The organism is Archangium violaceum (assembly GCF_016859125.1).
Lineage (GTDB): Bacteria > Myxococcota > Myxococcia > Myxococcales > Myxococcaceae > Archangium > Archangium violaceum_A.
Map to the genome: position 1 here is coordinate 5,622,917 of NZ_CP069338.1, position 11,657 is coordinate 5,634,573.

The 11,657-nt window shown below is 67.5% G+C and carries 11 protein-coding genes and 1 pseudogene; 3 read left to right on the forward strand and 9 right to left on the reverse strand.

Annotated features, from left to right (window positions below):
• Nucleotides 1-168: 168 nt before the first annotated feature.
• Both JQX13_RS24140 and JQX13_RS24145 read right to left on the reverse strand, forming a co-directional pair.
• Nucleotides 169-1,179: a methyltransferase gene (locus JQX13_RS24140; RefSeq protein WP_203411273.1), complete on the reverse strand. Its 1,011-nt coding sequence runs from the start codon at nt 1,177-1,179 to the stop codon at nt 169-171.
• An 84-nt stretch (nt 1,180-1,263) separates the two neighbouring features.
• Entirely contained in the window at nt 1,264-1,683 is a 420-nt protein-coding gene (locus tag JQX13_RS24145; protein ID WP_239015339.1) for a hypothetical protein, read from the reverse strand.
• Nucleotides 1,684-1,874: 191 nt separating this feature from the next.
• Between JQX13_RS24145 and JQX13_RS24150 the strand changes: the two genes are divergently transcribed.
• A complete protein-coding gene (locus JQX13_RS24150; RefSeq protein ID WP_239015097.1) occupies nt 1,875-3,650 on the forward strand; it encodes a chloride channel protein in 1,776 nt (591 codons plus the stop codon).
• A 13-nt stretch (nt 3,651-3,663) separates the two neighbouring features.
• Nucleotides 3,664-4,011 carry a hypothetical protein gene (locus JQX13_RS24155; RefSeq protein ID WP_203411275.1) on the forward strand — a complete coding sequence of 116 codons (348 nt, stop codon included), beginning with the start codon at nt 3,664-3,666 and terminating at the stop codon, nt 4,009-4,011.
• A 552-nt stretch (nt 4,012-4,563) separates the two neighbouring features.
• Here JQX13_RS24155 and JQX13_RS24160 read toward each other — a convergent pair.
• The 4 genes and pseudogenes from JQX13_RS24160 to JQX13_RS24175 form a co-directional block, all read right to left on the reverse strand.
• Complete coding sequence (locus JQX13_RS24160) at nt 4,564-5,223, reverse strand: carboxylesterase family protein (protein WP_203411276.1); 660 nt, start codon at nt 5,221-5,223, stop codon at nt 4,564-4,566.
• A gap of 79 nt (nt 5,224-5,302) precedes the next feature.
• On the reverse strand, nt 5,303-5,434 hold the full coding sequence (locus tag JQX13_RS56455) for a hypothetical protein (protein ID WP_430384217.1): 132 nt from the start codon (nt 5,432-5,434) through the stop codon (nt 5,303-5,305).
• A 16-nt stretch (nt 5,435-5,450) separates the two neighbouring features.
• A pseudogene (locus JQX13_RS24170) lies at nt 5,451-5,996 on the reverse strand (response regulator transcription factor); the annotation flags it as partial.
• 25 nt (nt 5,997-6,021) lie between these two features.
• Nucleotides 6,022-6,861, reverse strand: coding sequence for a helix-turn-helix domain-containing protein (locus JQX13_RS24175; RefSeq protein ID WP_203411277.1), 840 nt, complete (start codon nt 6,859-6,861; stop codon nt 6,022-6,024).
• 151 nt (nt 6,862-7,012) lie between these two features.
• On the opposite strand from JQX13_RS24175, the gene JQX13_RS24180 reads away from it, so the two are divergent.
• Complete coding sequence (locus JQX13_RS24180) at nt 7,013-8,029, forward strand: pyridoxamine 5'-phosphate oxidase family protein (RefSeq protein WP_203411278.1); 1,017 nt, start codon at nt 7,013-7,015, stop codon at nt 8,027-8,029.
• Nucleotides 8,030-8,159: 130 nt separating this feature from the next.
• Here the strand turns inward: JQX13_RS24180 and JQX13_RS24185 are convergent, their stop codons facing one another.
• The 3 genes from JQX13_RS24185 to JQX13_RS24195 all read right to left on the reverse strand — a co-directional run bounded on the left by JQX13_RS24185 (nt 8,160) and on the right by JQX13_RS24195 (nt 11,657).
• On the reverse strand, nt 8,160-8,876 hold the full coding sequence (locus tag JQX13_RS24185) for a hypothetical protein (protein WP_203411279.1): 717 nt from the start codon (nt 8,874-8,876) through the stop codon (nt 8,160-8,162).
• 49 nt (nt 8,877-8,925) lie between these two features.
• The gene (locus JQX13_RS24190; RefSeq protein ID WP_203411280.1) at nt 8,926-9,642 is read right to left on the reverse strand and encodes a hypothetical protein; all 717 of its coding nucleotides are present in this window, start codon (nt 9,640-9,642) and stop codon (nt 8,926-8,928) included.
• A gap of 602 nt (nt 9,643-10,244) precedes the next feature.
• Nucleotides 10,245-11,657: a hypothetical protein gene (locus JQX13_RS24195; RefSeq protein ID WP_203411281.1), complete on the reverse strand. Its 1,413-nt coding sequence runs from the start codon at nt 11,655-11,657 to the stop codon at nt 10,245-10,247.

Below are 11,657 nucleotides of genomic sequence, written 5' to 3' on the forward strand. Positions count from 1 at the left end.
GGGTCCGATCCGCATCCAACGCCCCCGGAATCATCATTTTCTTGAAAAGAGGCTGTGAAGTGCTTCACAGTTGTGAGCAGTGCGTGCTGATCATCACTCACCGTATGGCCGCGGGGCAGTCGGTGCTCGCGCGGCCATGTGAGCGCCATCCAAGCCTGAAGGGTTTGCTCAGGCCGGTACGGCCTCGGTGATGCTGAGCAGGGCCGGCGTGTGGATGACGCGCGTGAGCCTCAGCCCGGCCTGGGCGAAGAGCTTCCTGAACTCCTCTTCCGTGCGCTCACGCCCTGGCAGGGACATCATCAGCAGGACGTCCACCACCTTGCCTTCATGGGGCGTGTTCCCCGGGGGAATGACGGCGTCCACCACCAGGATGCGCCCGTGCTCCGGCATGGCCTTCCGGCAATTGCGGAGGATGCGTACGCAGACCTCGTCGCTCCAGTCGTGGAGGATGCGTTTGAGGAGATACGCGTCCGCGCCCGCGGGTACCGATTCGAAGAAGTCCCCCTCCGCGAGCTCGCAGCGGTCCGCCAGGCCCGCCTGGGCGATCCGGGCCTCGGCGAGGACGTGGCGATGGTCGTACAGCACGCCGCGTACATGGGGAGCGGCCTTGAGCACTTCGATGATGAGGCCACCATGTCCTCCTCCCACGTCCACCACGCGCTGCATCGCCGTGAAGTCATAGCTCTTGGCGATGGGGCCATTCTCCAGGTCGGAGAGGCAGGACATGCCGCGGTGGAAACGGGCCCCTTCCTTGGGGTCACGCTCGAGGTAGTCGAAGAAGGGCGCTCCGAAGACGCGGTCGAAGGGGTCCTTCCCCTTGCGCACCGTCTCCGAGAGCTCTCCGGCGGGCGTCCAGAAGGTTTTCTGCGTGAGCATCAGCACTGCGCTGCGCAGGGAGCCCGGCGCGTTCGTGCGGAGGTAGTCGGCGGCGGGCGTGAGCGAGAAGTGCCCGGAGTCATCCTCGGAGAACACCTCCGCGCTCGCCAGCAGGCGGAGGAGCCGGTACAGCGATTGGGGATCGGCCCCCAACTCCTCCGCGAGCGATGCGGCGCTCCGAGGGCCCTTCTCCAGCAGGTCGGCCACGCCGAGCTCCGCCGCGGCACACAGTGCGGCGGAGTAGACGAAGCCGTAGCTCAGGTCGACAAGCCGCTGAACGGGATTCACTGTCTGTGGATTCATGCCTCGCATTCTGGGGCCAAATCCCAGGAGGCGGTCAATGAAAACACATACTCACCGTGAATGTTGCGTGATTGCCGCGCCGTGTCAGTCGAGCGGTTTCACGGCGTTCTCCTTCCGGCGCCCGCGCCTCCAGGCGAGGAAGGGCCAGACACCGGTCAGCAGCACGGGCAGCCAGCTCGGCACTCCCAGCCACGAGGCCATCGCCTTCTCCGGACCGCGCACCGGAAGCCGAGTGGGGGGATATTCCTCGTGGATGAGCCAGAAGCCCATCCGGTTCCACACGGAGCGCGGTGGTGGCCGCCGGGGCTCCCGGAAGAACGCGGCTCCCAGGTCGAGGACATCCAGTGGCTGCTCCGGGGGGAGCCTGAATTGATCCGCGCCGACCAGGAAGGCGCCATTGCCGGGCCAGCGCAGGCGCACGTGGGCCTCCATCGCCGCGGGTTCCGCGCGCCGGTCCGTGTCGATGCCCACGGAGGTATAGAACCCGTAGCTCGAGGCCCACATCACGAGGAATCCCAGACACGGCATCCAGGCGAGGCCGCGAAGGAGCTGGTGCCTGGTCGCTTCGCCACTGTTCATTGTCGAACTGTACAGCCACACGAGGTGGCCTGCGCGCGGGCTCCGTCTCCTGGTGGGCAGGCAGGGGAGCCGAGCCGCCGGGCAGAGGCTGCCTGGGCTTCCTACATCTTCACTCCGTGGCGCTCCCATCGGAATCCGAGCCGAGCACTTCGTCCCCGGCGCTGGAGCGCACCCGTCGCTCGTTCCCACCGTTTGGCGGCCTCCTGCGCGGGCTGGCCGGAGTGGAGAAGCGCTTCTGGGTGCTCGTCGTCGTGGTGGGCCTCATCTCCGGACTGGGGGCCGTGGTGCTCCTCCGGGTGCTGCGCTTCACCCAGCACCTCTTCTGGCGCAGCGAGGTGGAGGGATTCCTCGCCGGTGTCATCGCCTCGCCTTCGTGGCGCCGCTTCCTCGTGCCGGTGCTCGGCGGAGCGCTCGTGACCGTGATGACGCTGCTCGTCGGGCGGCCCCTGCGCGGGCACGGCACGGCGGGCATCATCGAGTCCATCTGGGTGAAGGCGGGCGAGCTGTCCCTGCCACGCGCGTTGTTCCGGGGTTTCATCTCCATCATCGCGGTGGCCCTGGGGGCGCCGCTGGGTCGCGAGGGCGCGCTCCTCCAGACGGGGGCCGCCAGCGGTTCCGCCCTGGCCCATCGCCTGAAACTCCCCTCGGGACAGGCCCGCCTGTTGGTGGCGTGTGGGGCCGCGGCGGGCATCGCCTCCGCCTACAACGTCCCCATTGGCGGCGCGCTCTTCGGGTTGGAGGTGCTGCTCGGCAGCTTCGCGCTCGAGCTGTTCGGCCCCATCGTCGTCTCGTGCGTGGTCGCGACGCTCGTGTCGCGGCTCCTCGTGGCCGACCGTCCCAGCTACCTCATTCCGCACTACGTGCTGACGCACCCCCGGGAGCTGCTGCTCGCGCTCCTGCTGGGCGTGCTGATGGGGGCCGCCTCCGCGCTCTACGTGCGCGGCATCAACCTGCTGTCGGACAGGTTGGACGGGGTGCCTCGCGGGCTTCAGCCCTTCATGCCGCTGGCGGCCATGAGCCTGGTGGGCGTGGCCGCCATCTGGCTGCCGGAGCTCCTGGGCAACGGGTATGACGCGGTGAACGCGGCGCTGCTCGGGAAGACGCCGCTGCTGCTGTTGGCCCTCCTGCCGCTGGCGAAGCTCCTGGCCACGTCGCTGTGCGCGGGCGCGGGGGTGCCGGGGGGACTCTTCACCCCCTCGCTCTTCTACGGCGCCCTGCTGGGAGGCGCCTTCGGGCAGGTGGCCGGGATGTTGTGGCCGGGTGGGGCGCCCAGTGGAGCCTACGCGCTGCTGGGCATGGTGGCCGTGCTCGCCGGTACGACGCATGCGTCCGTGTCCGCCGTCCTCCTCATCTTCGAGATGACGGCGGACTACGATTTGATGCTCCCGTTGATGCTCTGCGCGGTGCTCTCCGCCGCGGTGAGCCGCTGGCTGGAGCCGGAGTCGCTCTACACGTCGGTGCTCAACCGCCGCAATGTGCGGATGCCCGCCAGTGTCCCCCATTGGCTGCGCGAGGAGGGGACTCGCGCCCTGCTCAAGCCGGTGAATCAGCGCGTTCCTCCCTCGGCTCCCTTCCAGGAGGTGGTGGTGTTGTTGCTGGAGCAGCCGCCCGGAATGGACCTCTACGTCACGGACGAGCAGGGGCGCCTGCTCGGGGCCATCGTGCTCGACGATCTCAAGGGCCACCTGCCAGACCACGCCCTCCTGGAAGCCACGGTGGCCGCGGACGTGATGGACGCGGGGGTGCCCGTCATCTCCCCGGAGCTCTCCCTGGCCGAGGTGGCCAGGAGCTTCGGGAAGACGACGCTCGAGCGCCTGCCGGTCGTGGATCGCGACCGGCGCCTGTTGGGCACGGTCTCCAAGACGGACGTGTTGCGGAGAGCGCAGTTCTGAAAGGAGAGACGAGATGGACAGGAGCGTTCGCACGTGGAGCATCGTGGTAATGGGACTCTTGAGCGCGATCCTCATCTACGTCCTCGTGCGGACGCCTCCCTCGGTGAGAGGGGCTTCACCTCCCCCACCGGAGGAGACCCATGTCCATGCCGGGCCCGCGACTCCCGAGCCCCCTGGGCCCCTGCAAGAGCACCCGGAGTACTACCGGGGGTGGCCGCTCTTCCTGGGCTGGCCCTTGCCGGAGGTGCCCTCCGACTGGGGAACGGGTGGCTCGGGAGTGGACACGCCTCCCTCTCCTCCCGTGCCGCTGAGGCCGGATGCGAACCACTTGCGCAGCACCCCCGGTGAGATGGTGCGGTAGATGTTGTTCGACTTCGACGATCTCGATTGAGACGAGGTCTGCGTGGTTCGACAGAGTACGAATGTTTTCCACCGTTCGGCCGCCGCTGCTACCACAAGCGGCTACCATGACGGTGACCGTTAAAGATGCAAAGAGAGGCGTCGCCTCGGTGATGCTGACGCCGTCGAGGGCCTTCCCGCGGAGGAGTTCACAGCGTTGCTGGGCTGTTTCCTCGGGGGAGGGTGGCGTAGGGGACGGTGCACCCTCCGAGCAGTAGCGTCACCACCGTTGAGAACAAAAACTGTGGGTCTTGTTGTATCTATGCATGGAGTATTCCAGTTGTTGCTTGAACACATGTCGTCTGCTGCGTCAGAGCGCCCAACCCAAATCGAGGGTGAGCCGGACGGCGATCGTGAACCCTGATGCGAATAGCCAGCGGTAGCCCGCGTCAGCCGAGAGCGCCAGGTGGCTTCCCTCCGTCGTCAGCGCGAACTGCGCTCCTGGGGCGAGATACAACCCCGCTGGCGCCGCATCCGAAAAGGGAAACCACGCTCAGCAGGAGGTTGGCCACGTTTATCGAGAGCGCATTCCTTGCCGCGCCGCCGGAAAGCGGCGGGGAGGGGGCTGCCTCGAGTGCACGAGGCGCAGGCGCTTCCCGCGCCTCGGCCGGAGCGGCGCGTTTGCCACGAGATCCTGGAGCCCCCAGGTCCCCGAGCCGTGGCCCGTTTCGCGACTCAGTTCCGGGGATGCCAGGAAGCCGAGGGCTCCGAGCCGGTGGGGAATCGTCACCACGACGATGTTGCCCTCGCGGGCGAGCCGCTCTCCGTCAAAGGCGGGGATGCCAGGGGTCCCACCGGTGAATGCCCCCCCGTGGATGTACACGAGCACGGGCAGCCTCGCGTCAGGCTCGTCTGTCGGTGTCCAGACGTTCAGGTACAGGCAGTCCTCGCTGACGCCGCTTCGCCCTCCCGACAGGAGAACGCCGAGCCAGCCCTGCATGCAGGCCGGCGCGAAATCCCTGGCCGACCGGACGCCGCTCCATGGCACCACCGGCTCGGGAGCACGCCAGCGCAGGTCGCCGACCGGTGGAGCCGCGAAGGGGATCCCCTTGTAACTGCTGACCCCGTCCACGATCGTCCCTTCGATCTTCCCGTCCCGGATTTCCTTGATGGCAGGGTTCCCACAGGCCGCCAGACCGATGGCGACCATGGCAAGAGTGGCATATCGATTCATGTGATGTTCCTTGTCGCGAACCAACCGAGCGTGCTTGGAGCGACTGACCCAAGCACGGGCGGAACATCACGCGTCTCCGTTAGCGGCGGATGCGTGGATCGTGTGGATTTGTAAAGGCCGCCGCCGGAAGGCGGATCGTCGCACGCGTGCCCGTGTCCTCCGCGGGCGCGAGCTCGATCGTGCCTCCATGCGCCTCGACGATCCGTCTCACGAGTGACAGGCCAAGGCACCCGCCCGGCCCGTTCCGCGAGCGCCTTGAGAAGTGCGAACTCGTACGTCGTGAGGCGAAGCGGCTCGCCGTCCAGTGCCGCCGAATAGGTCTTCGGGTCGATCGTGAGCCGCCCGACCCGCAGCACCGGGGACTCCGGTCCGGCGCGTCCTCGTGCTCGCCGAACGTGCGCGCGAATTCGCGCCAGGAGCTCGCGCGTCGAGAACGGCTTGACGAGGTAGTCGTCCGCTCCGCCTTCGAGCCCGAGGACCCGATCGGCCTCTTCCTCGCGAGTCGTGATGATGATGATCGGGACGTCGGACCTGCGCCGGAGCTCCGCACAGACTTGCAGGCCGTCCATCTGTGGGATCTGCAGATCGAGAAGGACGATGTCGGGCTCCTCGCGGATCAGCTCCGCCAGTCCGCTCCGCCCATCGGAAAACCACCGGATGGAGAGCCCGTGGCGTTCGAGATAGCGTGAGGTGCGCGTCGCGGTGAACTCGTCGTCCTCGATGTACAGCACCCTGATCGACGGCGACGACTCCGGGGTGGCGCTCTCGGTCACGAGGCTCGCTCCTTTGAAATGAGACTCAACTCTCCGCGAGCGGGTCAGCGCCACCGCCCGCGCTGGCGGGGTCGAGCCGCCGCGTGATGTAGCGCGCGGGCGACGTGCCGAGCGCCTTGCGGAACATGGTCACGAAGCTGCTCGCGCTCTCGTAGCCGAGATCCATGGCCACGCTCTGCACGGAGGCGCCCCGCGTGAGCCATTGCAACGCCAGGATGATGTGAAGGCGCTGGCGCCACCGGCCAAAGCTCATGCCGGTCTCGTGGACGAGCAGGCGGTTCAAGGTGCGCTCGCTCATGCCCATCCGCTTCGCCCAGTCCTTCAGGGTGGCGCCGTCCGCCGGATGGGCGGTGAGCAGCTCGACGAGCCGCCGGAGCCGCGCGTCGGTGGGCATGGGTAGGCGCAGCTGCTCCACCTGGGCCGCCGCCAGCTCATCGAGCAGCACGGTGACCAGCCGGGCCTCGGGCCCGTCGAGCGGATACAGGACGGGCAGCGCCGCGGCACGGAGCAGCAGCTCGCGCAGCAGCGGGCTGACGGACACCGCGCAGCACTCCTTCGGCAGGGTGGCGACCGCGTCGGGCTCCACGAACAGCGCGAGCCCCTCGAGCGGGGCCCGGCCCGTGAGGCGGTGGTTCGTCCCGCCGGGAAGCCACAACGCCGACTGGGGCGGAACGAGCCACAGGGCGTTGGAAGCCTCGCAGGTCACCTCGCCGCGGCTCACGAAGAACAGCTGGGCCTTGCGGTGGGTGTGGAAGTCCAGCTCCAGCCCTTCGGTCACCAGCCCCGTCCCCACCACCAGGACGGGCCGGGAGATCTCGTCCGGATCGACATCCAGGTGCTGGGGGACACCGTCCGGGAGGCGCATGCGGGCTCGGTTCAGCGGTTGTGGCCGAATCTCGAAACAAGTTGTCCGGGTTGCGGCTTGCGGTCAAGCGCGAATCCGGCGCAGGTTGAAGGGACGGAGACACCCCACCGCGCGCACGGCCTCGAGGCGCGCCCGAACCCAGGAGCCTCTCATGAATGGCGCGATCACCACGGTGGCTGAATTGGAAGCCCGCATCGGCAAGGCGCCGGCGCCGGTGAACCTCAAGGTCATCGATCATCTGGACAAAGGGGCGCTGCGCTGGCTCGCCGCGTCGCCGGTGATGTTCGCCGGGTTCGGGGAGGCTCCGCGCATCGGCGTCACCCTCGGTGGCGGCTCCCCCGGTTTCGCCGGGGGCGATGCGCACGAGCTGCGCGTGCCCACCGCGCTGCTCGATGACCCGACACTGGCCCGGCCGGGCATGGGGTTCGGCTCGCTGTTCCTGCTGCCCGGCATTGGCGAGACCCTGCGCGTCAACGGCAGGGTGGCCCGGGTGGACGAGGGCGAGCTGCGCGTCACGGTCGAGGAATGCTACGGCCATTGCGCCAAGGCACTGCTCCGCTCGGAGTTCTGGGCGGCCTCGCCTGGCGTGGCCACGCCACGGGATGCCGAGACCTTCCTGGCCGCCAGCCGCTTCATGGCGCTGGCGACGATCGACGCCCAGGGACGCGCCGACCTCAGCCCCCGGGGAGATCCGGCGGGCACGATGGCGAGTCTCCAGGACGGCAGGGCCTGGTTCGCCGATCGCCCGGGAAACCGCCGGGTGGACAGCTTCCACAACATCGTCGTCCAGCCGCACGTCGCCGCCACGCTCCTGATTCCCGGCTCCACGCACGTCGTCCAGCTCTCGGGGAGCGCGAGGCTCACGACCGGCGAGGACGCGGTGCGCGCGCGCTTCACCGTCCAGGGCAAGACACCGACGCTGGTCATCGGCATCGACCAGCCGGCCCTCGAGCTGCGCGAGAGCCCCACCCTCGTGCGCGCCCGGCTCTGGCCCCTCCAGACGCGGACCGAGAGCGTCGATCCGGCGAAGGTGTTCGTCGCGCACTTCAAGCTCAACAGCGACAAGGGCCTCGGGGTCCGACTGGCGGGCGCGCTCCTGTCGGTTCCCGGCGTCACCGGCCTCCTCCAGAAGGGCTTGGAGAAGGACTACAAGAACAACCTCTACTGACCGGACCGCTTCCTGGCTGACATTCCCGCGCGCCTGCGTGTCGCGAGTGGGCAAGGCATGTCATCCCTGATCGGGGCCGGAAGCTGCTGGACGCTCAGCGGTTTCCGGCCCCGGTGGTTTCAGGCCCCGCTTAGTAGAAGCTGGCCTGGATGTTCGTGTAGTAGATCCGGGTGAAGCCCTCGTAACCGGAATCGGTGCCGATGATGAGGTAGGCCTCGCCCTGGGCATTGGTCGTCACGGTGAAGGTGTGCTCGAAGTGCTTCAGCTGGTAGCCGGGCACTTCCGAGTCGGGCTTGGCGATGTTGCCAACGAGTTGCAGGTCGGCGCCATCATTCGCCTGATTGCCCTTGTCGACGTTGAGGACGTAGTACGGGGTGCTGCCGTGGTTCTCCACCGTGAGGGTCGGCGCGTAGCTCACCGCCCCGGCCTTGACGTAAACGGACTCGGCCGGTGCTCCGCCGGTGCCGAACCCGCCTCCTGGCGCGTCGGTCGCGAGGTCGAAGTTCAGGTAGACGGTGTACTGCTTGTTGGGAGCCAGGCCCACGGAGGCGTCGATCTTCTTCGTGATGTACATGAAGACATCGTCGCTGCGGTTGTGGCTCTGGATCATCAGGCCGTTCACCCCGGACTGATCCGGAATGGCGCTCCACCCGAAGGCGGTCTCGTAGATGCCCGTGCTGAGGTAATCCGTCGGAAGATCGGCGAACCCAGCCGTCCAGCCCTGCGCGCCCTGCGCGAAGGTGTAGCTCACGGACACGGGCGCGGTGGCCTGGGCCTCCGTCTGCCCGGTCACGAACGAGGCCGCCACTGCCATGGCGCACACGGCGCTGCTCATCAGCTTCTTCATGGAACTCCCTTTCCTGGGTGATGGATGTGCTGCGTTGTGAGTCAAAGCCTTAGTAGAAGCTGGCCTGGATGTTCGTGTAGTAGATCTTGGTGAAGCCCTCGTAGCCGGAGTCGGTGCCGATGATCAGGTAGGCCTCACCCTGGGCGTTGGTCGTCACGGTGAAGGAGTGCTCGAAGTGCTTCAACTGGTAGCCCTCCACCTCCGAGTCGGGCTTGGCGAGGTCGCCAATGGTTTCCATGTCGGCACCACCCTGTCGCTGGTTGCCCTTGTCGACGTTGAGGATGTAGTACGGGAAGCCGCCGTAGTCCTCCACGTTGAGGACGGGCGCGTAGTTCACGGCTCCGGCCTTGACGTAGACGGAATTGGCCGGTGAGCCGCCGATGCCGAACGAGCCCTCGACTTCCTTCGTCGCGAGGTCGAAGTTCAGGTAGACGGTGTACTGCCTGTTGGGAGCAAGGCCCACGGAGGCGTCGATCTTCTTCGTGATGTACATGAAGACATCGTCGCTGCGGTTGGAGCTCTGGATCATCAGGCCGTTCACCCCGGACTGATCCGGAATGGCGCTCCACCCGAAGGCGGTCTCGTAGATGCCCGTGCTGAGGTAGTCCGTCGGAAGATCGGCGAACCCAGCCGTCCAGCCCTGCGCGCCCTGCGCGAAGGTGTAGCTCACGGACACGGGGGCGGAGGTCTGCGCAACCGCCTGCGCGCTCACGACCGACGCAGCCAAAGCCATGGTGAACACCGCGCCGTTCATCAACTTTCTCATAGTTGTATACCTCTCCCTGGTGATGTGCTTCATGATGACAAAAGCAAACGCTTGCTCATTGCGGCCAGCGACCACGTGAAGCCCTGGTGGTTGTTTTTTATTCCCGAATGACGGATGCGTGTCCGCACCGGCCATGTGAGTAGCAGGTGGGGCTGACAACCCTTCCCGCTTGATGGGCTTCATTAAATGTCATGATGTTGGCGGATTCTCAGACATTGCAAAACCGCCCTTTGGGGCTCGCGCTGCCTGAGCGTCTTCTTGAATATACACATGCCCCCGTGGTGCGCGAGAGACAAGAACGCATAGGGCAAATAAGTGAGCTTGCCCAGGGCTGCTGATTCTTGCTCGCGCGGGGGCAGTGATTCCGTTTCGTCAGCGCGGCGTCATGAAGGTTTTACCGGGCCGAGCACGTGTGCTCGATGACGCATCGCGATGATTGTCAGCCCTTGACGCAATGCATTGCTTCAGCGGGAAGTTGACACGCACTTGTCACAATCAGTGGCGTTCGGAGCCTCGGGCGCGTGGCCCCGCGCGCATGTCTGTTTCCTGGCTTTTGGGATTGCAAGAATGACAGCTTGCAAAACTTTCGCGTGGAATGAGTCTCAGGGCGTGGCGGGCAGCGTCCAGGTGGTGGAGAAGCGGTGCGCTCCCCCCTTGGTGCTGTCGAGCCAGCCCGAGATGCGCTCGCTCCGGCTCAGCAGTGGGCCCAGCTCGAGCCCCATGGCGAAGAGACCGGCGAGTTGCTTGTCGGCGACGACGTCCAGCAGCGACACCTGGTTCAGCCCGCTCGCCAGCCGCTTCGGGTCCACGGTGTACTCCACCGCGTGGGGGAGCTTCGCGCCCGCCTGGGGCAGCGCGGCCAGGAGCGAGCGGCTCACCGCCTCGTCATTGCCCACCACGAGCTGACGGCCCTTCAACCGGAGGAAGAGCGTGCCGCCCTTCACCTCCAGTGCGTATCCGTCCTCCGTCGCCTTCACTCCGGGAAACTTCGCCAGCGGCGCGAGTGCACTCTTCACCGCCGCGGCGTCCGTCACCTCGGCGGCGAGGGCCTGGCGTGGCGCGAAGAAGCGGCCCTCCAGCGTGCGCAGGTTGGGGCGCGACCTCACGCTGTCCACCACCATCAACACATGGCCGGTGAGGTGCTCGGCCACCGCGCGCGCCACCGAGGACACCTGGGCCGGAGGGCAGGTGGGGCATACCTGCTGGATGCTCGCGGTCACGCTGCCCACGGCCTGGGACACCCCGGCCGGCGCCACCCGCGCTCGCGAGAAGAGCAGCCCCTCGGGCTTCATCGCGCCGTAGGGGCTCGTTCCCGAGGCCTGGAAGGGGGGCAGGGGCAGCTGCGTGGCGGTGCCCTCCAGCCGCAACCCGGTGGCGCTTCCGTCCACGCCCACCACCATGCCGCGGCCCGGCAGGAGCACGTAGAAGGAGCCGGGAAGCTGGGCCAGCCGCGCGTCCGGCCTGGGCGCCCTGCCCACCAGCCGCGAGGCCTCCTTCAGCAGCACCTGCCCCTGGCCGTCGTCCACGAAGCCCCCGCTGGCGCTCGAGAAGGCGCACGCCTCCTGTCCCTTCAGGGCATAGCCGGCCCGGCCACCGGACTCGCGCGGCACGCTCACCGTGGTGACCCCGCCGGAGGTGGTGGGTTTCGCCTCGGCCTTGCCGCTCGCGGTGACCAGCATCTCCGCGGCCTTCTGCTGGAAGACCTTCGGGTCCGTCAGACGCGTGCAGGAGATGCGGCCTCCCCCGCGCACGGAGACGGTGAGGGGGCCGGTGGGGTCGATGCCCAGGCGGGTGAGGGTGGCCGGCTGGCTCAGGTCGAACGAGAGGAAGGGGTGGAGCTCGGCATACCAGACGACGGGCCGCAGCAGGGCGGCGCTCTGTCCCGCCCGGTCGAGGAAGGCGGTGACTCCCTGGAGTGCGTCCGTGCGCGGAATATGGACGACGGTCTCCGCGGAGGTGGCGGCACGGGGCGCGGGGGCGGCGGCGAGCGAGGCCGCGAGGGCGAGGGAGATCAT

What these genes read in the sequence shown, in the direction of transcription:
- JQX13_RS24155 (WP_203411275.1), top strand. Translation starts at nt 3,664, where the DNA reads ATGGACAGGAGCGTTCGCACGTGGAGCATCGTGGTAATGGGACTCTTG.
- JQX13_RS24185 (WP_203411279.1), bottom strand. Translation starts at nt 8,876, where the DNA reads ATGAAGAAGCTGATGAGCAGCGCCGTGTGCGCCATGGCAGTGGCGGCC.
- JQX13_RS24160 (WP_203411276.1), bottom strand. Translation starts at nt 5,223, where the DNA reads ATGAATCGATATGCCACTCTTGCCATGGTCGCCATCGGTCTGGCGGCC.
- JQX13_RS24180 (WP_203411278.1), top strand. Translation starts at nt 7,013, where the DNA reads ATGAATGGCGCGATCACCACGGTGGCTGAATTGGAAGCCCGCATCGGC.
- JQX13_RS24140 (WP_203411273.1), bottom strand. Translation starts at nt 1,179, where the DNA reads ATGAATCCACAGACAGTGAATCCCGTTCAGCGGCTTGTCGACCTGAGC.
- JQX13_RS24175 (WP_203411277.1), bottom strand. Translation starts at nt 6,861, where the DNA reads ATGCGCCTCCCGGACGGTGTCCCCCAGCACCTGGATGTCGATCCGGAC.
- JQX13_RS24145 (WP_239015339.1), bottom strand. Translation starts at nt 1,683, where the DNA reads ATGTGGGCCTCGAGCTACGGGTTCTATACCTCCGTGGGCATCGACACG.
- JQX13_RS24190 (WP_203411280.1), bottom strand. Translation starts at nt 9,642, where the DNA reads ATGAGAAAGTTGATGAACGGCGCGGTGTTCACCATGGCTTTGGCTGCG.
- JQX13_RS24195 (WP_203411281.1), bottom strand. Translation starts at nt 11,657, where the DNA reads ATGATCTCCCTCGCCCTCGCGGCCTCGCTCGCCGCCGCCCCCGCGCCC.